The 21,125-nt window shown below is 54.6% G+C and carries 20 protein-coding genes; 13 read left to right on the top strand and 7 right to left on the bottom strand.

Annotated features, from left to right (window positions below; all coding sequences use genetic code 11):
- The first annotated feature begins 111 nt into the window (after positions 1–111).
- The 4 genes from D9N13_RS17380 (at position 112) to D9N13_RS17395 (ending at position 4,690) form a co-directional block, all read left to right on the top strand.
- Positions 112–1,290, top strand: a complete 1,179-nt coding sequence (locus D9N13_RS17380) for a ferritin-like domain-containing protein (protein ID WP_290592628.1) — start codon at positions 112–114, stop codon at positions 1,288–1,290.
- Between the two features lie 164 nt (positions 1,291–1,454).
- Positions 1,455–2,156 carry a hypothetical protein gene (locus D9N13_RS17385; RefSeq protein WP_290592630.1) on the top strand — a complete coding sequence of 234 codons (702 nt, stop codon included), beginning with the start codon at positions 1,455–1,457 and terminating at the stop codon, positions 2,154–2,156.
- A 194-nt stretch (positions 2,157–2,350) separates the two neighbouring features.
- Positions 2,351–3,529, top strand: coding sequence for an acetyl-CoA C-acyltransferase (locus tag D9N13_RS17390; protein ID WP_290592632.1), 1,179 nt, complete (start codon positions 2,351–2,353; stop codon positions 3,527–3,529).
- A 207-nt stretch (positions 3,530–3,736) separates the two neighbouring features.
- The gene (locus tag D9N13_RS17395) at positions 3,737–4,690 is read left to right on the top strand and encodes an FHA domain-containing protein (RefSeq protein ID WP_290592634.1); all 954 of its coding nucleotides are present in this window, start codon (positions 3,737–3,739) and stop codon (positions 4,688–4,690) included.
- 3 nt (positions 4,691–4,693) lie between these two features.
- Here the strand turns inward: D9N13_RS17395 and rdgC are convergent, their stop codons facing one another.
- On the bottom strand, positions 4,694–5,626 hold the full coding sequence (gene rdgC, locus D9N13_RS17400; RefSeq protein ID WP_290592636.1) for a recombination-associated protein RdgC: 933 nt from the start codon (positions 5,624–5,626) through the stop codon (positions 4,694–4,696).
- Positions 5,627–5,703: 77 nt separating this feature from the next.
- Here rdgC and D9N13_RS17405 point away from each other — a divergent pair, with 77 nt between their 5' ends.
- Both D9N13_RS17405 and D9N13_RS17410 read left to right on the top strand, forming a co-directional pair.
- Complete coding sequence (locus tag D9N13_RS17405; RefSeq protein ID WP_290592638.1) at positions 5,704–6,324, top strand: alpha/beta fold hydrolase; 621 nt, start codon at positions 5,704–5,706, stop codon at positions 6,322–6,324.
- A gap of 2 nt (positions 6,325–6,326) precedes the next feature.
- Complete coding sequence (locus D9N13_RS17410; protein ID WP_290592640.1) at positions 6,327–6,773, top strand: hypothetical protein; 447 nt, start codon at positions 6,327–6,329, stop codon at positions 6,771–6,773.
- Here D9N13_RS17410 and D9N13_RS17415 read toward each other — a convergent pair.
- Together D9N13_RS17415 and D9N13_RS17420 are read right to left on the bottom strand one after the other, a co-directional pair.
- Entirely contained in the window at positions 6,767–7,666 is a 900-nt protein-coding gene (locus tag D9N13_RS17415) for a ribose-phosphate diphosphokinase (RefSeq protein WP_290592642.1), read from the bottom strand. The genes D9N13_RS17410 and D9N13_RS17415 overlap by 7 nt on opposite strands.
- Complete coding sequence (locus D9N13_RS17420) at positions 7,660–9,195, bottom strand: thymidine phosphorylase family protein (protein WP_290592644.1); 1,536 nt, start codon at positions 9,193–9,195, stop codon at positions 7,660–7,662. The genes D9N13_RS17415 and D9N13_RS17420 overlap by 7 nt, the downstream gene beginning before the upstream one ends.
- A gap of 165 nt (positions 9,196–9,360) precedes the next feature.
- Here D9N13_RS17420 and D9N13_RS17425 point away from each other — a divergent pair, with 165 nt between their 5' ends.
- From D9N13_RS17425 to D9N13_RS17445, 5 genes are all read left to right on the top strand, one after another.
- Complete coding sequence (locus tag D9N13_RS17425; protein WP_290592646.1) at positions 9,361–10,401, top strand: PA0069 family radical SAM protein; 1,041 nt, start codon at positions 9,361–9,363, stop codon at positions 10,399–10,401.
- A gap of 154 nt (positions 10,402–10,555) precedes the next feature.
- Positions 10,556–10,756, top strand: coding sequence for a DUF2788 domain-containing protein (locus D9N13_RS17430; protein ID WP_290592648.1), 201 nt, complete (start codon positions 10,556–10,558; stop codon positions 10,754–10,756).
- 199 nt (positions 10,757–10,955) lie between these two features.
- Complete coding sequence (locus tag D9N13_RS17435; protein ID WP_290592650.1) at positions 10,956–11,447, top strand: DoxX family protein; 492 nt, start codon at positions 10,956–10,958, stop codon at positions 11,445–11,447.
- Positions 11,448–11,458: 11 nt separating this feature from the next.
- A complete protein-coding gene (locus D9N13_RS17440; protein WP_290592652.1) occupies positions 11,459–12,442 on the top strand; it encodes a glutathione S-transferase family protein in 984 nt (327 codons plus the stop codon).
- A gap of 122 nt (positions 12,443–12,564) precedes the next feature.
- Positions 12,565–13,704, top strand: coding sequence for an HD domain-containing phosphohydrolase (locus D9N13_RS17445; RefSeq protein ID WP_290592654.1), 1,140 nt, complete (start codon positions 12,565–12,567; stop codon positions 13,702–13,704).
- Here D9N13_RS17445 and D9N13_RS17450 read toward each other — a convergent pair.
- From D9N13_RS17450 to D9N13_RS17465, 4 genes are read right to left on the bottom strand one after another with little or no spacing between them, the layout of a single operon-like run.
- On the bottom strand, positions 13,695–15,245 hold the full coding sequence (locus tag D9N13_RS17450; protein WP_290592656.1) for an FGGY-family carbohydrate kinase: 1,551 nt from the start codon (positions 15,243–15,245) through the stop codon (positions 13,695–13,697). The genes D9N13_RS17445 and D9N13_RS17450 overlap by 10 nt on opposite strands.
- Positions 15,245–16,843, bottom strand: coding sequence for a glycerol-3-phosphate dehydrogenase/oxidase (locus D9N13_RS17455; protein ID WP_290592658.1), 1,599 nt, complete (start codon positions 16,841–16,843; stop codon positions 15,245–15,247). Before D9N13_RS17455 ends, D9N13_RS17450 begins: the two co-directional genes overlap by 1 nt.
- Positions 16,830–18,446, bottom strand: a complete 1,617-nt coding sequence (locus D9N13_RS17460; RefSeq protein WP_290592660.1) for an FAD-binding oxidoreductase — start codon at positions 18,444–18,446, stop codon at positions 16,830–16,832. The genes D9N13_RS17455 and D9N13_RS17460 overlap by 14 nt, the downstream gene beginning before the upstream one ends.
- Before the next feature lie 50 nt (positions 18,447–18,496).
- Positions 18,497–19,336, bottom strand: coding sequence for an SDR family oxidoreductase (locus tag D9N13_RS17465; protein WP_290592662.1), 840 nt, complete (start codon positions 19,334–19,336; stop codon positions 18,497–18,499).
- Positions 19,337–19,499: 163 nt separating this feature from the next.
- Here D9N13_RS17465 and D9N13_RS17470 point away from each other — a divergent pair, with 163 nt between their 5' ends.
- Both D9N13_RS17470 and D9N13_RS17475 read left to right on the top strand, forming a co-directional pair.
- A complete protein-coding gene (locus D9N13_RS17470; RefSeq protein ID WP_290592667.1) occupies positions 19,500–19,934 on the top strand; it encodes a MerR family transcriptional regulator in 435 nt (144 codons plus the stop codon).
- 4 nt (positions 19,935–19,938) lie between these two features.
- Complete coding sequence (locus D9N13_RS17475) at positions 19,939–21,108, top strand: isovaleryl-CoA dehydrogenase (RefSeq protein ID WP_290592670.1); 1,170 nt, start codon at positions 19,939–19,941, stop codon at positions 21,106–21,108.
- The last annotated feature ends 17 nt before the right edge of the window (positions 21,109–21,125 follow it).

Below are 21,125 nucleotides of genomic sequence, written 5' to 3' on the forward strand. Positions count from 1 at the left end.
TATTCCGGACCAAAGCGGTAATTTACCTGACTTGATTATTCTGCTCTAATGGCTATATTGTTAAATTGTCAGACAATAATAACCATATAAACTGATCAGGTGGAGGCGAATATGATTCTGGAATCCATGCTCAAGGGAATGCCCATAGCGGCCCGCAGCCGGGTTGAAGAGGCAATCGACAACATCTCGGTAGTGTTGCAGATGCGCAATCCCAAGGTGTTCGCCTCAATGGCACCTTCCGCCGTCAGGGGATTGGCCCTGAAGCAGGGTAAGCGTAAAGCGATGGTTGAGATGTCGTCGGCCCACCCAGTGACCTTTGATCTCACCTATAAGATGGATTTTCCGGAAATGCGGCGCCTCTACCAGCGTGCGGTGGAAAACCAATGGAATGCCGATAAGGATCTGGCCTGGTCCACCGACGTGGATCCGCTTAACCCGGACATTCCGATCATCTCCAATGACTTTTTTCCGGATGACTATCTTAAGCAGCTACCGGTTAAATTAACGCCGCAGCAGCGCATTGAGCTCAATTACAATATTGCCTGCTGGATGCTGAGCCAGTTCATGCACGGCGAGCAGGGGGCCTTGTATGCATCCGCCCAGGTGACCGAAAGCGTGGGCTGGATGGAGGGTAAGCTATTTGGGGGCACCCAGGTGATGGATGAAGCGCGGCACCTTGAAGTCTTCAACCGGTATTTGGTGGATAAGCTCAATAAACGTTATGAGGTGAATGACAACCTGTTTGTAATCCTCGACGATCTGCTGACGGATGCCCGCTGGGATTTCAAGTTTCTGGGCATGCAGATCATGGTGGAAGGCCTGGCATTGGGGGCCTTCCGCACTATCCATAACATGAGTGCGGAGCCCTTGCTGAAGAACCTCCTTAAGTATGTTATCAAGGATGAGGCCCGCCACGTGCATTATGGTGTTCTGGCGCTGAAAGATCATTTTACCCGGGAACTGTCGGAAACCGAGCGCCGGGAGCGTGAAGACTGGGCTTTCGAGGTGGCTGTTTTGATGCGCAACCGTTTTATGGCCCATGAAATTTTTGAAGAATGGTTCGAAGGTATCATCAGCCGGCAGGAATGGAATCGCCTGATCTCCAATTCCCCTGCCATGATGCAGTTCCGGCAGAATATGTTCAGTCGCCTGATACCCAACCTGGATTTTATTGGCCTGATGTCCGAGCGCGTGCGCCCGCACTATGCACGGTTCGGCATGCTGGATTATTTAAAAGGTAAAAACGCCAGCCAGCTCAGCGAGCAGGACATGATCGCTGACCTCCATTAAACCCCTGCCCGATCCGGTTGCGATCTGATTGCCTGTTTCAATAATTTGGAAATTAGATTGCAACCTCTAATTTTAATTGCGATAAAGACAGTTAAGTACGTGTAGTAGCTGGTGCCGAGGCTAGGCTGTGCTTGGGACTCTTTTATCTTAATTGGGAGATTTATATGGCAAACGCATTTGGGAACCTGAATGCCGAGAAGGCAAAACAATGGGTGGAAAAAATGGAAGCACAGTTACACAAGGCGCAGGAAAAAGTCTCATCCGCCAGACAAAAGCTGTTAAAGGCGCAGGAGCGTTGGCGCATCAAGGCCACTGCCGCGGCTCAAGTTGCGGTGGAGCAGGCCCAGGAGGCGGTGGAAACCGCGATGGCCGTGGTGGAAGACACACGCAAGGAGTTAACCCAGGCCAAGCTGGAAGCTCAGGTAGCCCAATTGCGGGAACGTTTTTTTGAAACCGAGCACAAAATGCGGGAAAAAATGATTGCCCGTGAAGAAGAACTGCGCAAGAAAGTTGAAAAAGAGCTGGAAGACGCCTACGACAAAGCGCGTAAGCAGATCGAAGCTGCTCTGGAAAGCAAATACGCCAAGCAATTGCGTGATTACAGCAAATCGCTCGAGAGCAAAGTCAAAAAAGCGGCCAAGGATTTCGAAAAACGTGAGAAAGAGCTGCTCAAGCGCAGCGGACTCTCGGTTACCCGCAAAAAGCCGGTAGCGAAGAAAACCACAGCAAAGAAGGCGCCCGCTAAAAAAGCCCCCGCCAAGAAAACCCCTGCGAAAAAGACGGCAGCCAAAAAGACCGCGGCCAAGAAAACACCCGCCAAGAAGGCAACTGCGAAAAAAGCCCCCGCCAAGAAAACCACCACATGATAACACCGTAGCAGGCTTGTCCGCGGGGCAGGGCAATAAAAAAGGCAGCCTGAGCTGCCTTTTTTATTGCCCAACAGTGTCGTTTTGGCAGCTGAGCAGAAAAAACTCTAATGCTGGTCGATAATGTCATTGAAATTATCCGACTGTCTGGTCACTATTACCGGCAACACAATACAAAGTAAAAGGAGATAGAAGTGGCTGCTGCATACATCGTAGACGCTGTCAGAACCGCCGGTGGTCGCCGTAACGGGCGCTTGAGCCAGGTTAGTCCGGCCGATTTGGGCGCGGTGGTGATCAACGCCCTGCTGGAGCGAAACAACCTGGATCCGGCCCTAATAGAAGACGTTATATTCGGCTGTGTCAGTCAAATCGGGCCGCAGACGTTCAACGTGGCGCGTACGGCAGTACTGGCGTCCAACCTTCCCATTGAAGTGCCTGGTGTCACGGTTGACCGGCAGTGTGGCTCCGGCCAGCAGGCCATCCACTTTGCGGCCCAGGCGGTGATGTCAGGTAACCAGGATATGATCATTGCCGGCGGGGTTGAGAACATGAGCATGACCCCAATCGGATCACCCTTGCTGGTGGCATCCAAGGCCGGAATGCGTACACCCTTCGATGGTGAGGCGATTTCCAGCCGCTACCCGGGTGTGGAGTTCAGCCAGTTTGTCGGCGCTGAGCGCATGGCCGAAAAGTACGCTGTAAGCCGGGATGACCTGGATCATTTTGCCTATCAGAGCCATGTCAAGGGCGCCGCAGCCTACGATGATAACCGCTTCGATCGGGAAATCATTCCCATGACCGTGGAAGTGGAGGGGCAAAAAGTGGTTCATGATGTGGACGAAGGCCTGCGTCGTAATGCCACACTGGAGGCTATTCAGGGGTTGGAGCCACTGCAGGAAGGTGGCCTGATCACCGCCGGTTCCGCCAGCCAGATATGCGACGGTTCAGCGGCCACCCTGATCGTCAGTGAGCGTGCGCTCAAACAGTACGGTTTGACCCCGCTGGCCAGGATTCACGATATGACCGTGGTTGGCTCGGATCCCACCATGGTGTTGGAGGGTCCGATCCCGGCCACCCAGAAGATTCTGCAGCGCACCGGGCTCACGATCGAGGATATTGCGATCTATGAAGTGAATGAGGCGTTTGGCTCGGTACCATTGGCCTGGAAAAATGCCATTGGTGCCGACCTGGAACGGCTTAATGTGAACGGCGGCGCGCAGGCGCTGGGGCACCCACTGGGAGCAACAGGGGCCAAATTGATGGCGACGCTTGCCTATGAGCTGATTCGCCGCAAGGAGCGTTATGGCCTGCTGGCCATTTGCGAAGGCTTGGGGACGGCCAACGCCACCATCATCGAAAATATGCAACGCTAGTACTGAAACGCCGCTGTGGTGACCCTGGCCGGCACCACAGCCCGTCATGTTCCTGCCATTATCATCTGCGACTATCCCGCTCGAACCTGGGCTGATTCCAATACTTTGTGTAATTTTAAGGCTTTAGGCCGGTAGTTCATCCTTTCGCTCAGGGAATACTCAACCTATAATCAAAAAATGAGTTACAAAAACGGTTCCTATATCCCAATGCATGACAGAACCCTGGCTCCCGGCGCTGTTGGTGGTTTGCGGCTGCGTTCCCTGCAGGATGGAACGGAGTTCTCACTGGATGACGACGAGATACTGGTAGGGCGGGAAATTGAATGCAGTATTACCCTGGAGAGCGGCCATATTTCCCGTTATCACGCCAAAATCAGTCGCGTGAATGGCGATATCGTGGTGGAGGATTTGCGCTCGACCAATGGAACCTTTATTAACGGGCGGCGCCTGTCTGCTCCGCAATCGTTGAGTGTGGGCGACGAAATCCGTTTTCATGAGATTGCGTTTCGGCTGGTGACCGATGAGGCCGGTTCTGGTGATGCGGAGGCCACCATGTTTCAGGCGGCCCCCATACAACCAGCGAAACAGACTGCCGCCCCGGCGCCAGCCGGTGAGCCCATCGCCGCAGAAAAGCAAGCACCGGTTGCCGCCGACGAAGACAGTACCCGTATCCTCAGTATCGACGATTTGAATCGCCTGCAGGGGAAATCCGAGCGCACCTCCGCAACCGTCGACAGCGGCAGCGGCCCGCGTCTGGTGATGCTCACGGCACCCATACGGGGTAAGGTGTTTTCTCTGATCTCCCAGAACAAGAACGCCTGGTTGTTGGGGCGTGAATCGGAATGCGAGTTTCAGTTGTCCGATAAGACCGTGTCCGGCCACCACGCGCGTATTCGCAAACTGGCGGATGAGTGGGTACTGGAATCCTGCGAGGGGCGTAATCCTATCTTCATCAATAACCGCTCGGTGGAATTTACCACGCTGCACCCGGGCGATGTGATCCGCATCGGTCGAATGGAGTTGATTTTCCGTACCGATGAAAAGGCCCTGGTTCCGGAGGCACCCAAGCCTGGCGGGATGATCGCCTCGAAAACCAATATTTTCCTGCTGATCACCGGGCTGGTGGTGTTGGGTGTTGTGCTCGGAATCATTCTGGTTTAGTGATCAGACCACCCGGGTTTTTTCCAGCCCCCCGAAAGCCTTGAAAAGGTCTTTGCAGAATTTCGACAATTCCAGACTCATTACCGCAAAATCCTGATCAAATTGCTGGGCCTTGCTCTCGGCGTCGGTTTCATGGGCCTGCTCGATCAGTTGATCATCAAACTTCATGCGCTTGATGCTGAGATCCTCCTCGATCACACAGTGGAGGCTGTCGTTCCAGTTAACCGCCAGTTTGGTGCAACGCTTGCCGGATTCCAGCATGGACTGGACCTCGTCTGCATCCAGGTCCTGTGCTTTACAGCGAATGACGTTGGCGCTGTCGGTGGGATTGCTTAATTCACATTCCCGTTCCAGCAGGAATGGCGGGTGAGCATTTTGTTCTGCCAGCCAATGGGTCATCACATCGGTGGGCACCTGCTTGCTGGCCGGCGGGATCACCGGCAGCGAGCCCAGGGTATCCCGCAAGTGACTCATGAATTGCTCCGCCTTGGATGCACTGGAGGCATCAATCAGCAGCAGATTGTCTTTGGGTGAAATATACCCATAGACCCGCTGTGATTTGGAGAATGCTCTGGGCAGCAGTTCCAGCATCACGTCATCTTTGAGCTGATCCCGTTCCTTTTTGAAGACTTTGCGTGCTTCTTTCTGTTCAATGTGTTGGGAGCGCTCCAGCACAGCCTCTTTCACCACGGAGGCCGGAATGACCTTGTCCTCCCGTTTGGCACACAACATCAGAAATCCGTTGCAGGCGTGCACAAACTGAGGCTCCTGATCTGCAGCCTGGGCCTGCTCAATGGGGGGCACCCAGCCGTATTTTGTCAGATCCTGGCGTCCGCAGGGGTTAAAGGGTTTGTCCGCCAGGTGGGTTTGCAGTTCCTCCGCGCTCATGTCGAAAGGTTTGGTGAATCGGAAGATACGCAAGTTTTTGAACCACATAATCAGACTGCTCCCAACAAAATGGAGGCCGATTATGAGACAATGCGCGCTGGTTTCCAACCGCTTTGGAGGGCAACATGTCCTACCTTTGTGATACTCCGCAAAACCCGAAAAGCGACTTGACTCTTGTCTTCGCCCACGGTGCCGGCGCCCCCATGGACAGCGACTTTATGCAGGCTCTGGCAGGGCTGGTGGCGGAGCGGGGTGTGCGGGTGATTCGGTTCGAATTTCCCTATATGATGCAGCGCCGCCAAACCGGCAAGAAGCGGCCACCGGATCGAATGCAGATTCTGCTGGATGCGTTTGCGCGGGTGGTTGATGATGCGGGCGGTGCTGCCAGCTGTGTAGTGGGTGGCAAATCAATGGGTGGGCGTGTGGCTTCGATGCTGTTGGCCCAGTCCGGGGTCAGAGGGGCCGTGTCGTTAGGCTACCCCTTCCATCCGCCGGGTAAAGCGGACAAAGTTCGGAGTGATCACTGGCCTGATATTGATTCACCTTGGTTGATCGTGCAAGGCACCCGTGATCCCTTTGGTAAACCGCAGGAGGTGGCCCATTATAATCTGCCGGCCAGTTGCGACATTCGCTGGCTGGAAGACGGTGATCATGATTTCAAGCCGCGCAAAGCCAGTGGCTTGACCCAGATACAGCATTGGCGGCAAGCTGCTGACTGGGTTGCTGAATTTATTTTGGGGGTTTAGTGATGAAGAACAGTGTGTTGTTGTTGGGGCTGATGCTGTTGGTGGCCTGTGATAGCGTCGAAGTGACACCGGTGGATATTGCTGGCCAACCTATCATCGGCCATTGGTATTTTTCTGAGTCCGTGGAAGAGAACGGCATGCACTTTTATCAGCGTCTTTACCTGCATGTACGGGAAGATGGCTTTGTGCTTTACGCCAATGTGCTTTGCAAGCAGTCTTTGTCCTCTGGGGCGCGTTCCGAAAGCCGTCTGATACTGGATTATCTCCCGGTTAAGCAGATCAACGTCAAAAAGCTGGTACTGCAGAAATACCCGTTAACCCCCAAGTTTGAAATTCTTCTGGGGCAATGGCCGGATCAGGGGAGTGGCGTGTTTGAAGTTGATAACATGCCGTTGCGTCCGATTGCTGCTGCGGAAAAGCCGGACGTTCATAGCTGGGAGTGTCAATAGGCCAGCCTGATCACGGCATCTTTGATCAGTGGTGACAAATCGATTTGATTGCTGGGGTGGGGAATGCTGTTGCAACTGACCACCTGGGTGATGCCCGCCTCTGTTAATGCCTCCGGCGCACCGGGGGCAAACAGACCGTGGGTACAAACAGCATCCACTTGCACACAGCCTGCCCGCATCAATGCCTGTGCCGCCTGCTTGATGGTGTGGCCGGAGCTGATGACGTCGTCCAGTAGAATGGCGTGCTTTCCACTCAGGTTTTCATCGGGCAACGCCACTTCCACATCCCGGTCACCGTGGCGGACTTTGCGGGCGATGCAATAGGGCAGGCCGCTGGTGTCGGAGGCGGTTTTTACCCATTGTTCTGATTCTTCGTCGGGGCCCACCAGCATCCGGTTGTCCGCTCCGGGCTTGAGATACCGGCCAATTTCACCGGCGGCAGACAGACTGATGGCCTCGCAGTGGGTGAAGGATTCGGACAGGTGGTTAATGCGGTGCAGGTGAGGGTCCACCGTGATGATGCCATCCAGCCGGCTGGAAAGCAGGTCGCCGATAATCAGTTGGCTGACGGCTTGCCCCGGTTCGAATTCAATGTCCTGCCGCATGTAACATAAATACGGTGCCACCAAAATAGCCCGCTGACAGCCATGACGCCGGCTGGCGGCAACGGCCAGTAGCAGCTCGATCAGTTTGGCATTGGGGTTGTCAAGGCTCAACACAAACAGCACCGTAGGGGGGAGGCCGGTGGGTACTTTTATTCGGCTTTCGCCATCGGGAAAGAGGTGGCATTGTATCAGCGAGCAGGGCACCGACAGGCACTGCGCCAGCCGTGTTGCCTGTTGCCAGCTGCTTTCAAAGCCCAGCACCACCATCGTGTTTGTGTCCGTTACCATGGGATTGTTTGCTCCTCTGCGGTTCCCACCTGATAGCCGTTGTCTTTTTCTGCAAGGCGGCAGGCAAACTGAAAGTCTGCAGGAAACTGGGAATAGATGCGATACAGTGGTTCACCTTGGTGAACCCTGTCGCCGGTTCGTTTATACAAATACACCCCTGCACCTTTATCAATGGGTGCCCCTGCCAGGCGCGCGATACGGGCCATGGTCAGGTTGTTGATGCCCAGGACGGTGCCGTCGGCCGGTGCCACCACATCCTGGGTCAGTGTGCCCAATTCGTAACGCAGGTTCTGTTTACCCTGGGCTTCGATAATCTGTTCCATCTTGAACAGGGCGCGGCCGGAATCCAGTATATCCCGAGCGATTTCGTAGCCTTCGCCACCGCGAATATCATTATCGAATTCAAGTAATCTGCCGGCCAGCTGCAAGGACTTTTCCCGCAGGTCATGGGGTGCTTCCGGATCATTACGCAGCACCCGCATGACATCCCTTGCCTCCAGCACCGGGCCAATACCCCGGCCAATGGGTTGTCGGCCGTCGGTGATGATGACCTGGGTCACCAAGCCAATGCGATCGCCCACGTATTCAAATAATTTACGCAGTTGCATCGCTTCTTTCATGGAGCGGACTTTGGCGGTGGGGCCCTCCGGTATGTCGATCAGAAGATGGCTGGAGCCGCAGGCCCTTTTCTTCGATAGAATAGAGGCCACCATCTGCGCCTGGGAGTCGATCGCCAACGGGCGCTCAACCGAGATCAGCACGTCATCCGCCGGTGCCAGTTTTGCGGTTCCCCCCCACGCCAGGCAACCACGCTGCTCGCGTACAATTTTATGCAACTGCTCCATGGGCAGATCAACCTGCGCCAATACTTCCATGGTATCGGCGGTGCCGGCCGGGGAGGTGATGGCGCGGCTTGAGGTTTTCGGACACAACAGACCAAAGGCTGCCACGATGGGCACCACCACCATGGAGGTGCGGTTACCCGGGATGCCGCCAATGCAGTGTTTGTCGACAACGCGCTTTTCTTCCCAATCCAGTTTTTGTCCGGACTCCACCATGGCCCGGGTCAGGTAAAGCACTTCATCCCGATCCAGCCCCGCTTCAGAAACCGCCACGAGAAAAGCCGCGATCTCGGGTTTGGAGTAACGGTTCTGGGCAATATCCTGAATGATGTGATGAAACTTATCCTGGGTGATTCGTTCTCCGGACAGTTTCTCACGTACAAACTCCATGGACAGTGGCGGCTCTGCATGGTTGACCCGTACGTTGCTGGATTCCGCCACCCCCAAATGATCGAAGGCCTGTTCTGACAGGCCCAGTTGTCCCGGCATTACAATGCAGTCATCGTCCACCACATTGAGAACCGCCAGTATTTTTTTACCGTCCTCGCGGACCTCGACTTTGCTCAGTGCTTGAAAGCCTTCGGCCTTATAGACCGGGCAATCCCGGTGCAGGTAAGCCACGTTCTCGTGATAGGTATCAATAGCAACCCGCTTGAGTCGGAGTACTGGTTGAGCGCTGGAGGCCATATTAGCTCCTTGATTGTTATCCGCTAATGATAGAGCGGCTTGGACATCCAACCCAGTACTTACATCAATATCCGGCGCATTTTCTTGATATTTCACGACAGCTGTATGAATATACAGTTGTCGTGAAATGCAGGTGATTATCATGATATTCAAAGGACCCAAGGCATGATGTACAAAGGGCGCGGCGCCGTTAGCAACCCAACGGGGCGATATAATCCAACCCAGAGCCAGAGCGACACTGATGAGGCCATGCCGGCACCGCAAACGGTGTTTTACCGTGAGACCGCCAAATCCATCATTAGTCGTAACCAATCCCCCGATGTTCCGTTTGAGCAGTCAATAAACCCCTATCGCGGTTGTGAGCATGGTTGTATTTACTGTTTTGCCCGGCCTAATCACGCCTATGTGGATCTGTCGCCGGGGCTGGATTTTGAGACGCGAATATTTGTTAAGGAAAATGCAGCGCAACGTTTGCAGGAGGCATTGCAAAAGCAAGGCTACAAGCCCAGCCCCATCACCCTGGGTACGGCAACCGACCCCTATCAGCCGGTGGAGCGCCACACGGAAATCACCCGGGAGTTGCTGACGGTGCTGGTGCGGTTCCGCCATCCATTCACGCTGATCACCAAAAGTGCGTTGGTATTGAGGGATATTGATGTGCTCAAGCAGGCGGCCGAATTGGATTTGGTGAAAGTCATGATCAGTGTTACCACCTTGAATAACCGGCTTAAAGGCCAGCTGGAGCCCAGAACGGCCTCGGGTGCCGCGCGGCTCAGGGTGGTGTCGGCACTGACCCAGGCCGGCATACCCGTGGGGGTGCTGATGGCGCCACTCATTCCCTGGCTGAACGATGGGGAGGTTGAGGACATAGTCAACCGCTCTGCCCAGGCCGGTGCGGAAAGTGCCAATTACATTTTTCTGCGCTTGCCCCTGGAGGTGGCCCCATTGTTTTCTGAGTGGCTGGCTGAGCACTATCCGCAACGGGCGGAGCGGGTGCTGAGCATCGTCCGCCAGAGTCGTGGCGGCAGGCTCTATTCAGCCCAGTTTGGCGAGCGTATGAGAGGTCAGGGGCCATTTGCAGAATTGTTCAATAACCGGTTTCGGAACGCCTGTAGAAAGGCGGGTATACAATACGCGGGAAGCCGTCACTTATCATGTGATAAGTTTTCTTTACCATTCCAAAACAATCAGTTAGCTCTGTTCTGATGTTTTGATGAGTTTTTGTAAACAAGTGTTCGCTTAATGTTGATATAGATCAGTTTTTTATCAAGATGCGCTTGTTAATTCGAATTGTGGTGGGTATATTCCGCCTCGCGATTAACGCCTGTTGTATTCAGGTACCCGAAGTCGAGGTGGCGTGATGTCTGTTGAGCAGTTTGAAGCGGTTTCCCTTTATGTGTGCGTATCCGGTCTGATTGCGTACATGTTTTTCATCATGTACAAGCTTGCCGCTGAATCCAAGGCTGGCAAATTGGGCACCTTTGCCATCTTCCTCACCCTGGGTCTGGGTGTATTCGGGTTCATTGCCAAGGAAGTGTTGACCATCGTGATTTCGGTATGACGAAAACACCCAATCAGTTTCCTAAAAGCCTCTCTTAAGAGGCTTTTTTTATGCCCAGCTGTTTACTTTATTCACTTCCCCTTCAGTAGAATGTTCTAAAAATTCGAAATAAACAGTCTAATTAATCAATTATCTTTCGAAATAATCGCTTCCTATAATGGCTCCACACTCATCAATCAGGGTCGTTTTGGAGGTCAGCATGAACACATCTTTACTTAGGAATATTGTTTTCACGGATTCCAGCCTGGCGGGGCTGGCATTGCGGATACCTGCGGGCATTATTTTTATGGCCCACGGCGCCCAGAAATTGTTTGGCGCTTTCGGTGGTTATGGGCTGGACGGTACGGGGCAGTGGATGGCGTCCATTGGACTGGAGCCGGGCTACCTCATGGCGCTGGCGGCGGGCAGTGCGGAATTCTTCGGCGGGTTGGCGTTGTTGGTGGGCCTGCTCACCCGGCCGGCGGCCCTGGTGTTGGCCATTACCATGGTGGTGGCCATAGTCTCAGTGCATATCCAGAATGGGTTGTTCATGAGTAACAACGGCTACGAGTTCGGGTTGTCGTTACTGGCGATCTCAGTGGCGCTCCTGATTCGTGGTGGCGGTGCCTTTTCGCTGGATCGCTGGATCAGTATTCATGGCCTGGGATCGGCCCGGAATACCGCTGATGTGAATGTAATGTCAACCCAATAGGAGGGAATATCATGGGATTGTTGGTGGAAGGTCGCTGGTTGGACCAATGGTATGACACGGAATCCACTAAGGGGCGCTTTGAGCGCTCCGCCGCCCAGTTTCGTAACTGGGTAACCGCAGACGGTCGTGCCGGGCCGACCGGAGCCGGCGGTTTCAAGGCAGAGCCCGGGCGTTACCATCTGTATGTGTCCCTGGCCTGTCCCTGGGCGCACCGGACCTTGATATTCCGCAAGCTGAAAGGCCTTGAGTCACTGGTGAGTGTGGCCGTCGTCAATCCGTTGATGCTGGAGCACGGTTGGACTTTCGCAGCGGGTGAAGAGGTGACTGGTGATACGCTTTACGGCCTGGACTACCTGTACCAGGTCTATCTAAAAGCCGATCCCCAATACAGCGGGCGGGTTACGGTGCCGGTATTGTGGGATAAGGTTACTGAAACCGTTGTCAGCAACGAATCGGCGGACATCATCCGCATGTTTAACAGCGCGTTCGATGGCTGCGGGGCAAGCGTTGGTGACTTTTATCCCCCGGCGGAGCAAGAGGGGGTGGATCGCCTCAATCACTTAATTTATAACCAGGTGAACAACGGTGTTTACCGGGCCGGGTTTGCCACGACTCAGGAGGCCTACGAAGAGGCGCTCCTGCCGTTGTTCGAGACTCTGGACTATCTGGAACAGTTGTTGGAAAGCCAACGCTATCTGGTGGGCAGTCGTTTAACCGAAGCCGATTGGCGCTTGTTTACCACGTTGATTCGATTCGATGCTGTCTATCACGGCCATTTCAAGTGCAACCTTCGCCGCATCAGGGATTATCCCAATCTGGACAATTATATGCGCGAGCTTTATCAATGGCCGGGTGTAGCAGAAACCACACACTTCGATCATATCAAAACCCATTATTACGCCAGTCATGGCACCATCAATCCGTCTGGCATCGTGCCGTTGGGTCCGCTGCAGAATCTGGATGAGCCCCATAATCGACAACGTATTACGGATTAAAAAAGGGTATGTAATTCAATAATCTCTGTCATGGGTCAAGTAAACCGGGTGGTTTTGTGCTTGCAATGCATCCGGTTTACGTAAAGGATTAATACTGATTGTGTTTCAGTGTGAGGGCCGTTATGTCAGGGGAGAAACACGCAGATCCGTGGCAGGGTCTGGCAGAGGCAGAGACCGTCGCTGACAAATTGCGTTTCATGCATGGTGTTATGAAAGATCATATGCCGCACATCACCCGCATTGCAGTGGCCCTGTATGATCCGGATACCGACTACCTGAGAACATTTGTCTACAGCAGTCTGGAAGACAGTCCGCTCACCCACTATCAGGCCAAACTGGCGGATTGCCTTTCGTTGCAGGAGATAGCGGCCAGCGGTGAGCCGCGGGTGGTGAATGATTTAAGTGTTTTCAATCGCCACGGTGACGAGCATCAACACACCAAGGCAATTTATGATGCCGGTTTGCGATCCAGTTATACCCTGCCCATGGTGTGGGAGGGGCACTTTCTCGGGTTTGTCTTTTTCAACGGTGATGAGCCTGAGGTGTTCAGTGAGCGGGTTTTAACGGAGCTGGATGTGATTGCCCACATGATCACGCTCCTGATATTAAACGAGCGAACCAACGTCAGGGTGTTGCTGGCCACCATCAAGTCCGCCTTGGATTTGACTCATTCACGTGATCCGGAAACCGGTGGTCATCTTGAGCGAATGTCCCGTTACTCCCAATTGATTGCCAAGAACATTGCAGAGCTAAAGGGGCTGGATGATCAGTACGTAGAGCATATTTTACTTTTTGCACCGCTGCACGATCTGGGCAAACTCGCTATCCCCGACAGCATATTACTCAAGGATGGGCCGCTGGATGCAGAGGAGCGGGAAATCATGCGAACGCACTCGGAGCAGGGCCGTTCTCTCATCGACAAGTTGCTAAAGAACTATGGTTTAAATGGTGTTACCCATGTGGATATGCTGCGTAACATAGCGCTGCATCACCATGAGGCCTGGGACGGTACCGGCTACCCGGACCGATTGGTGGGCAATGCCATACCCCTGGAGGCAAGAATCGTTGCGGTGGCCGATGTGTTTGATGCATTAACCAGTCGCAGACCTTACAAGGAAGCCTGGAGCAACAGTGAGGCGTTTGCGAAGTTAAAGGAGATGGCCGGTGAGAAGCTGGACGCCGAATGTGTCGCGGCATTAATCAATGACAATGCTCAAATCGAAGAAATCCAGCGCGTGTTCAAGGAAAACCCCTACGGGTAACCTACGATGCGGCGGATCGCGCCATAAAGCGGTTTAAGTTGTTCATAGAGGGGCGAATAGACCTCTTTGAACAGTTGGTCATAAAGATTTTTGTGGTCATCGACGGGGCTGAATCGCTCGCCTGGATGGGTCATATGGGCAATAGCCTGCTGGTGATCGGCGTAGAGGCCGCAACCCACCGCCCCATTGATAGCCGCCCCCAGGCCTGAGGTTTCGAAGGTGTGTGGGCGGTGCGCATCCATGCCGAAGATATCCGCAGTGATCTGCATGATGCCATTGCTTTGCGCGCCTCCCCCTGACACCATAAGCTTGTTAATGGGTTGGCCGGTGCGGTTTTCAATGCGTTCTTTTCCTTCTCTTAATGCATAGGCAATGCCTTCAATAATGGCTCGATAGAGGTGGGCTTTGGTGTGCACATCGCCAAAGCCGATAATGGCTCCCTTTGCCTCCGGGCCCGGTATACGCAAGCCGGGGGACCAATAGGGTTGCAGTGTTAAACCCATGGACCCGGCCGGTACTTCTTTCAGCCACCGCTCGAACAGCGATTCCACCGCGATATTGAGTTCTTTGGCCTTTTCAGCCTCCCTGTGCGCAAATTCCCGTTTGAACCAATTCACCATCCAATAGCCCCGCTGTACGATGACCTCGCAACTGTAGTGGTTTGGCATTGCGGCGGGGTACGCGGGCAGCATGGGAATGGCCTCCCGGTATTTGGGGCTGGTGACGTTGAAGGTTGCGGTGGTGCCGTAACTGATGCTGCCTGTGTCCGGGGTCAACGCGCCGCACCCTATCACTTCGCAGGCCTTGTCACTGCCGGCGGAAATCAAGGGCAACCCGTGAGGGATGCCGGTGTCCCGTGCTGCTTCGGCGGTGATCTGCCCGATAACGGTACCGGGTGCATAAAGCCGCGGTAACTGTGAGCGCTTGACGGCCAGCGCTTGCCAGCGCCAGTCGTGCTTGGCACACCAGCGGTGGTGTTTGAAATCAAACGGCAGGTAGCCGACCTGGCTCGCGGTTGAGTCTGCGTAATTGCCGCAAAGCAGATAGGTCAGGTATCCCGATAACAGCAGGTATTTATGGGTGGCTTTCCATATGTTGGGTTGATGGTGGGCTATCCAGTTGCATTCCGCCTGTGCCCGGTAATAGTTTAGGGTGTCCTCCCCACCGGCGGCTTTGATCAGGTAGCGCCAGGGTCCTTTCAAGGGGTCAATGTTATCCAACTGACGCTGATCCAGCCACACCATGGCAGGGCGCAAAGGGTTGCCGTTGATATCCACATTGATGACGGTCGAGCGCTGGGTGGTGAGTGCAACGGCGCGCAGGGTAGCGGGGTCAACTGTGTCCATCTGCCACAGTGAGCGGCAGGCCGAACACAGTTGTCGCCAAAAATAATCAGGATCCTGTTCGGCCCAGCCGGGCTGGGTGGAGTAGTAGGGTTCGAGTTCCACCTGGCTTTTTGCCAGTAACTGCCCGTTCAGGTCGAACAGCAGCGCGCGCACGCTTTGGGTACCGTTGTCGATGGCCAGGATCGCGTCAGGCATCAGGCGCTCGGCAGGTAATAATGTTGATGCCAGAGGGTCATGTAGCGTTCCCGCTGGGCCACCCAGGTGGCGTGGTCCCAACCGAGTTCTTCCATGCAAATCGGTTGCAACAACGGCAGCAGCTCAGAGCCTCCGTTCTTCAGCAGCAGACCGAGCCGAGTACGGCGTAACAGCAGATCGTCAAGATTGACCACACTTTCATGTCTGGCGCACCAACGGATCTCCGCCAGGCAGAAACGGGTGGGCTCGATACAGTACAGTTCACCGGTTTTGCTTTGCTGAATTATGTCCAGCACAGAGTCCCCATAGCAGCCGATTAATCTTGCCGCCAGCGCCGGGTCATCAATATTCAGTTGCTCCGGTTTCACGGTGGCGCCAGTGATGATGCTCCGCTTGGGGGCCGCCGGTGGGGGGGTGCCAGTTGGGCTGATGAGCGCTAACGCGGTGTCCAGGGTGTCAAGGGCAATGAGCCTGAACGTGGTAAGCTTGCCGCCACTGACGCTGACCAGCCCGTTATCAACCCAAACCTGATGATCCCGTTTTTCTTTGGAGGGTGCTTTACTGCGATCCTTGCTGATCACCGGCCGCACGCCGGCGTAGGTGGCGATGATGGTATCCCGGGTTATATTGGCCTGGGGAAATTGCTGTTGCACCAGGCTCAGCAAATAATCGATCTCAGGGTTGGTGATACTGGGTTCAAGATCCAGGTCCAGCGCATGGTCCAGGTCGGTGGTTCCCACCACCGTTGCGTTCTCCCAGGGGAAAATGAATACCGCCCGTTTATCCTGGGGATGAAACAGAGTGAGGGCATCGTTCACCGGCGCCAATTCGTGAGGAATGATAATGTGGCTGCCCCGCAATGGGCGAATGGTGCGTTCGTGGCTGACCACTTCCCGCAGATTGTCCACCCAGGCTCCGGTTGCGTTGATGACCACTTTCCCCCGCACATCCTGCTGTTGGCGGTGAACACAATCCAGCAGCCTGACACCATTCACTTGGCCGTGGGCGTTGTAGAGCAGGGCCTCTGCCCGGCAGTAGTTGAGGGCGGTGGTGCCCGGCTGCAGCGCTTCATGCAATACCCGCAGCACCAGTCTGGCATCATCGGTAATGGCGTCGGTGTAATAGCTTGCGCCTTTGAGTTTGTCGGGGTTCAGGCCCGGCACCCTTTGTAATAACTTTTTGCTGCCAAAAAATTGCTGGGTTTTGACGCCGGCCAGTTTGTCGTAGATTTTCAGCAAACTATTGAACAACAATTTGCCCGGAATCTGACCTTTACGGATCGGAAACAGGTAACCCAATCGTTCCACCAGGCCGGGGGCTTCTGCAATGAGCCGCTCCCGTTCCTGCACGGAATGTTTGGTCAGCTTGATGTCACCCTGGGCAATGTAACGCAAACCGCCGTGAACCATTTTGGAAGAGCGGCTGGACGTGCCCCAGGCGTAATCTTTTTGTTCCACCAGTAAGCTCTTTAAACCCAGCCGCGCGGCTTCTCGCAAAATGCCCACGCCGGTGATACCACCCCCCACAATGATCAGGTCCCAGGGGCTGTCGTGGTGGGTGATTTGTTGCCAGGCCTGATTGCGGTCAATGGGATTCATGCTTGTCCTCTTCAGGCACGAGCTTACCGGGATTCATGATGCCATGTGGATCAAAGTGCCGGCACAGAGCGTCAATGGTGGCCATCCCCAGTTCGCCTTTTTCTGCTTTCAGATAGGCTAGGTGATCTGTTCCAACGCCATGTTGGTGGCTGATGGTGCCACCATTTTTTACGATGGCCTGGCTCGCGGCCTGTTTCATGCGGCGCCAGCGATCAAGCGTTTCTGGATAATTACGGGCGCAACGAAAAACGTAGGTGGTATAGATGCTGGAGCCCTGCTGGTAGACGTGGGAGAGGTGGGTGAATACAAGAATTTTTTCTCCGGCCATTTTCAGCGTGTGATGAATGGCGTTTTCGATGGCTTCAACGGTGGCGGGCACCCGTGCCCAGTCGACGGCGGTTTCCACTGTATCGACGGCATAACCCAAGTTCCAAAGCCCATGGCGCAGATAAGGCGAGCGAAAGCGGTTCTCTTGCCATTTTTTGCCGAGCAAGGTGCCGGTATTGATGCCGTCATGCTGTTTTATGATGCGATTGGTTTGAATGAGCGTCGCCCGGCAGAAATCCTTGTTGCCGGTAACGCCGAAAGTGAACAGGCACTTATCCTGCCCTGCACCCCGTATTCGTAAATAGCGTTCCAGGGCAGCCACGGCGGTTGGGTGCCCCGCCAACTTCAGTTGCGTCCTGGTTTCACCGCAGTTGCTCAGTCGCATCATGGACAGCGGTACCCTTTGCTGGGCCAGTGCCCGTACAGCGGTTACGCCGGCATCCGAATCCGGAAAAAATACCCCGTAAAAGCGTTCTGTTTCCGGTAATGGGCTCACCTTGACCGTGGCGTCGGTAATGATACCCATGCGCCCTTCGGAGCCGAGTAGGATTTCCCGCAAATCGGTGCCGGCTGAGGAGGCCGGTGTGGTGGGAATGTGCAGTGTTCCCCGGGTGGTTTCCACGGTGGCACCGGCCAGTAACTGTTCAATGCGGCCGTAGCGCAACGATTGCTGCCCGCTGGATCGACTGGCGACCCAGCCACCCAGTGTCGACAGTTCCCAGGATTGGGGAAAGTGTCCCAGGGTAAAACCCTGCGCCTGCAATTGGGATTCAATCAGCGGGCCGGGGGCGCCGGCTCCGAAAGTGGCCAGGTTGCTGGTTTTATCCAGGTGTAAGAGTCGGTTGAAGTTCACCATGCTGACGGTGAGTGTTGGCCGTTCAGAGCGGCGAGGGTTAATGTGCCCGACCACAGAGGAGCCGCCACCATAGGTAATCAGTTCCGCATTATGTGTGGCGGCAAATTGCAGCAGAGCCTGCACTTCAGCGTTGTTTTCCGGAAAGGCCACGGCGTCAGGGAAGGGCTCCATGTGTCCGGATCTCATGGCAAGCCAGTCCGGCAGGCTTTGACCGCGGGCGTGGCGCACTCTTGGCTCTGCTTCACGGGTTATCAATGGATGATCCGGCAGGCGTGATGGCGGCACCCTATTGATCACGTCGGCCAGGGCCGCATCCTCCAGCGCAGCAGCGGCCCCGATTTGCTGTAGCAGAAATTTCTGCGCTTCTGGCTTCAGGGGGAAATCATTGGCTTCATCTCCCCAGCCATTCCATCGTCGCATTTACGATCCTTAATTCCCGTAGAGATCGTAAGTATAGGAAAGCTTTTGCGCTATTTCCCCTGAGAGTAGTTGTGCAGACCAAATGAACGTTGCAAAAGCCAGTCGCGAATGCGGGTGGGTGTCACCCTGGCGAGGAGTGGCAATGTCCTGCTGCCGTTGCCGATGGCGACCTCGGCTTTTGGGTGTCTGGCTTCAATCCGGCTCAGCAACGCTGCCACAAATTCCTTGGTGGGGGTTGGGTTGGCTTGAGAGGCGCGGGCTCTTTTGCGGATACCTTCCCGTGCCCATTGATAAAGGGAATCAGGGGGCAGCGTCCTGGCCAAAGAGGCTTCTGCGGAATTGCCGAATTCAGATTCAATAGCCCCGGGCATTACTGTCATTACTTCAATATTGAACGGTGCCAACTCCATGCGCATGGCATCCGACAGGGCGTGCAGGGCCGCCTTGGTGGCACAGTACGCGCCTGAAAACGGCGTTACCAATATGCCGGAGACAGAGCCCACATTGACAATCATGCCACCGGCCTGTTGGTGCATCATGGGGGTGAAGGCACGGACCATATTCACCGGCCCATAGACGTTGGTGGCAAACTGCTTTTCCATCTCCGCGACCGGCATTTCCACGATCGGCCCCATGGCACCATAACCGGCATTGTTGATCAGGATGTCCACCTGCAGTCCCAGTTTTTCGATTTCCTGTCTGGCTGCCAGAATGCTGTCGTCCCGGGTGACATCCAGCGACAGGGTGGTGATGCCCCGTTGGTTCAGTGGCGTAAGCCTGGTTTGGTCACGGGCGGTGGCGATCACCTGATAACCCTTGTCATGCATGGCTTCCGCCAGCTGGCGACCGATGCCGGTTGAACACCCTGTTATGAGTACAGTGCGCGTCATAGTAGCCTCTAACTGATTGGAAAATAGGGAAATCATGGTACCAGCTAAACCGCCGTTTGGCTCGTTGGCCTGACCTTTGGTGCTGACTCTGTGTTTACCTTTACGTAAACGTCAATTATCATGGTGAACAATAACTGCCAACCCGGAACATGATGATTGATCAATGACGAGTAATCCGACCGACGCCAAGCCGGAAAAGCCAAAGCGGCCGAATACCTACAGCATCAGCGACCTGTCACGGGAATTTGATATCACCACCCGTGCCATCCGCTTTTATGAGGATCAGGGGCTGCTATCCCCCGTGCGAGAAGGGCAAAAACGTATTTACAGTCCGCGGGATCGTACCTTGCTGAAACTGATCCTGCGGGGCAAGCGCCTGGGTTTCACCCTGGCGGAAAGCCGTGTGCTGTTTGACATGTACGATCCGGACTCCGGCAATGAAAAGCAACTGCTGCAGTTTTTGCGCATTCTTGATGAAAAAGAAGCCCTGTTGGATCAGCAGCTGCATGATATTGAGGTTATGAAAATAGAGTTAAAAGAAGCACGCAACCGCTGCCAGGTTGCGCTCGAAGAAAGCTGCGCACTACGAAAGGAATAATCCGATGACAACGCTATACCCCTCCTTGAACTTTGGCTTTGGCGAAACACTGGACGCATTGCGCGATACGGTGCACCGGTTCGCCCAGGCCGAAATTGCACCCAGAGCAGCGGCGGTGGATGCCAACAATGAGTTCCCCATGGATCTGTGGAAAAAGTTTGGTGATCTGGGTGTGCTCGGCATGACGGTGGCTGAGGAATACGGAGGCAGCAACATGGGCTATTTGGCGCATGTTATTGCCATGGAGGAGATCAGCCGGGCGTCCGCCTCGGTGGCGCTGAGTTACGGAGCTCACTCCAACCTGTGTGTGAATCAGATCCATCGCAACGGTAACGAGCAGCAAAAGGCAAAGTACCTGCCCAAGCTGGTGAGTGGTGAACATATCGGTGCATTGGCAATGAGTGAGCCCAATGCCGGCTCGGATGTGGTGAGCATGAAACTGCGGGCCGAGAAGCGGGGCGACCACTATGTTTTGAATGGCAACAAGATGTGGATCACCAATGGCCCGGACGCCCATACCTATGTGATTTATGCCAAAACGGAGCTGGATAAAGGCCCCCATGGTATTACTGCGTTTATTGTTGAACGGGGATTCAAAGGTTTCAGCCAGGCACAGAAACTCGATAAATTGGGTATGCGTGGTTCCAATACCTGCGAGCTGGTGTTCGAGGATTGCGAAGTGCCTGTGGAAAACGTACTGGGTGGACTGAACCAGGGCGTAAAGGTTCTGATGAGCGGCCTGGATTATGAGCGGGTTGTGTTGTCCGGAGGGCCAACCGGCATCATGTTGGCCTGTCTCGATGTGGTGGTGCCCTATATCCACGAGCGCAAGCAGTTTGGTAAGGCCATTGGCGAGTTTCAATTGATGCAGGGTAAAGTCGCTGATCTGTACACCATCACCAATGCCAGTCGCGCTTACCTTTATGCGGTGGCCCAGGCCTGTGATCGTGGTGAGACGACCCGTAAAGATGCCGCTGCCGTCATTCTTTATACCGCAGAGAACGCCACCAAATGTGCGTTGGATGCGATCCAGACACTGGGGGGCAACGGCTACATCAACGAGTATCCCACCGGGCGTTTGTTGCGGGATGCCAAGCTGTATGAAATTGGTGCCGGGACATCTGAAATTCGTCGCATGTTGATCGGCCGCGAGCTGTTTAGTGAAACCGCATAGGCCTATAAAAAAGGAAA

Origin of the sequence: Ketobacter sp. GenoA1, from assembly GCF_003671475.1 — a bacterium.
In the GTDB taxonomy this organism is placed as follows: domain Bacteria; phylum Pseudomonadota; class Gammaproteobacteria; order Pseudomonadales; family Ketobacteraceae; genus Ketobacter.

Excerpts from the sequence above, each read along its gene's own strand:
- D9N13_RS17380 (WP_290592628.1), top strand. The coding sequence starts at position 112 with ATGATTCTGGAATCCATGCTCAAGGGAATGCCCATAGCGGCCCGCAGC.
- D9N13_RS17385 (WP_290592630.1), top strand. The coding sequence starts at position 1,455 with ATGGCAAACGCATTTGGGAACCTGAATGCCGAGAAGGCAAAACAATGG.
- D9N13_RS17395 (WP_290592634.1), top strand. The coding sequence starts at position 3,737 with ATGCATGACAGAACCCTGGCTCCCGGCGCTGTTGGTGGTTTGCGGCTG.
- rdgC (WP_290592636.1), bottom strand. The coding sequence starts at position 5,626 with ATGTGGTTCAAAAACTTGCGTATCTTCCGATTCACCAAACCTTTCGAC.
- D9N13_RS17405 (WP_290592638.1), top strand. The coding sequence starts at position 5,704 with ATGTCCTACCTTTGTGATACTCCGCAAAACCCGAAAAGCGACTTGACT.
- D9N13_RS17410 (WP_290592640.1), top strand. The coding sequence starts at position 6,327 with ATGAAGAACAGTGTGTTGTTGTTGGGGCTGATGCTGTTGGTGGCCTGT.
- D9N13_RS17415 (WP_290592642.1), bottom strand. The coding sequence starts at position 7,666 with ATGGTAACGGACACAAACACGATGGTGGTGCTGGGCTTTGAAAGCAGC.
- D9N13_RS17420 (WP_290592644.1), bottom strand. The coding sequence starts at position 9,195 with ATGGCCTCCAGCGCTCAACCAGTACTCCGACTCAAGCGGGTTGCTATT.
- D9N13_RS17425 (WP_290592646.1), top strand. The coding sequence starts at position 9,361 with ATGATGTACAAAGGGCGCGGCGCCGTTAGCAACCCAACGGGGCGATAT.
- D9N13_RS17430 (WP_290592648.1), top strand. The coding sequence starts at position 10,556 with ATGTCTGTTGAGCAGTTTGAAGCGGTTTCCCTTTATGTGTGCGTATCC.
- D9N13_RS17435 (WP_290592650.1), top strand. The coding sequence starts at position 10,956 with ATGAACACATCTTTACTTAGGAATATTGTTTTCACGGATTCCAGCCTG.
- D9N13_RS17440 (WP_290592652.1), top strand. The coding sequence starts at position 11,459 with ATGGGATTGTTGGTGGAAGGTCGCTGGTTGGACCAATGGTATGACACG.
- D9N13_RS17445 (WP_290592654.1), top strand. The coding sequence starts at position 12,565 with ATGTCAGGGGAGAAACACGCAGATCCGTGGCAGGGTCTGGCAGAGGCA.
- D9N13_RS17450 (WP_290592656.1), bottom strand. The coding sequence starts at position 15,245 with ATGCCTGACGCGATCCTGGCCATCGACAACGGTACCCAAAGCGTGCGC.
- D9N13_RS17455 (WP_290592658.1), bottom strand. The coding sequence starts at position 16,843 with ATGAATCCCATTGACCGCAATCAGGCCTGGCAACAAATCACCCACCAC.
- D9N13_RS17460 (WP_290592660.1), bottom strand. The coding sequence starts at position 18,446 with ATGCGACGATGGAATGGCTGGGGAGATGAAGCCAATGATTTCCCCCTG.
- D9N13_RS17465 (WP_290592662.1), bottom strand. The coding sequence starts at position 19,336 with ATGACGCGCACTGTACTCATAACAGGGTGTTCAACCGGCATCGGTCGC.
- D9N13_RS17470 (WP_290592667.1), top strand. The coding sequence starts at position 19,500 with ATGACGAGTAATCCGACCGACGCCAAGCCGGAAAAGCCAAAGCGGCCG.
- D9N13_RS17475 (WP_290592670.1), top strand. The coding sequence starts at position 19,939 with ATGACAACGCTATACCCCTCCTTGAACTTTGGCTTTGGCGAAACACTG.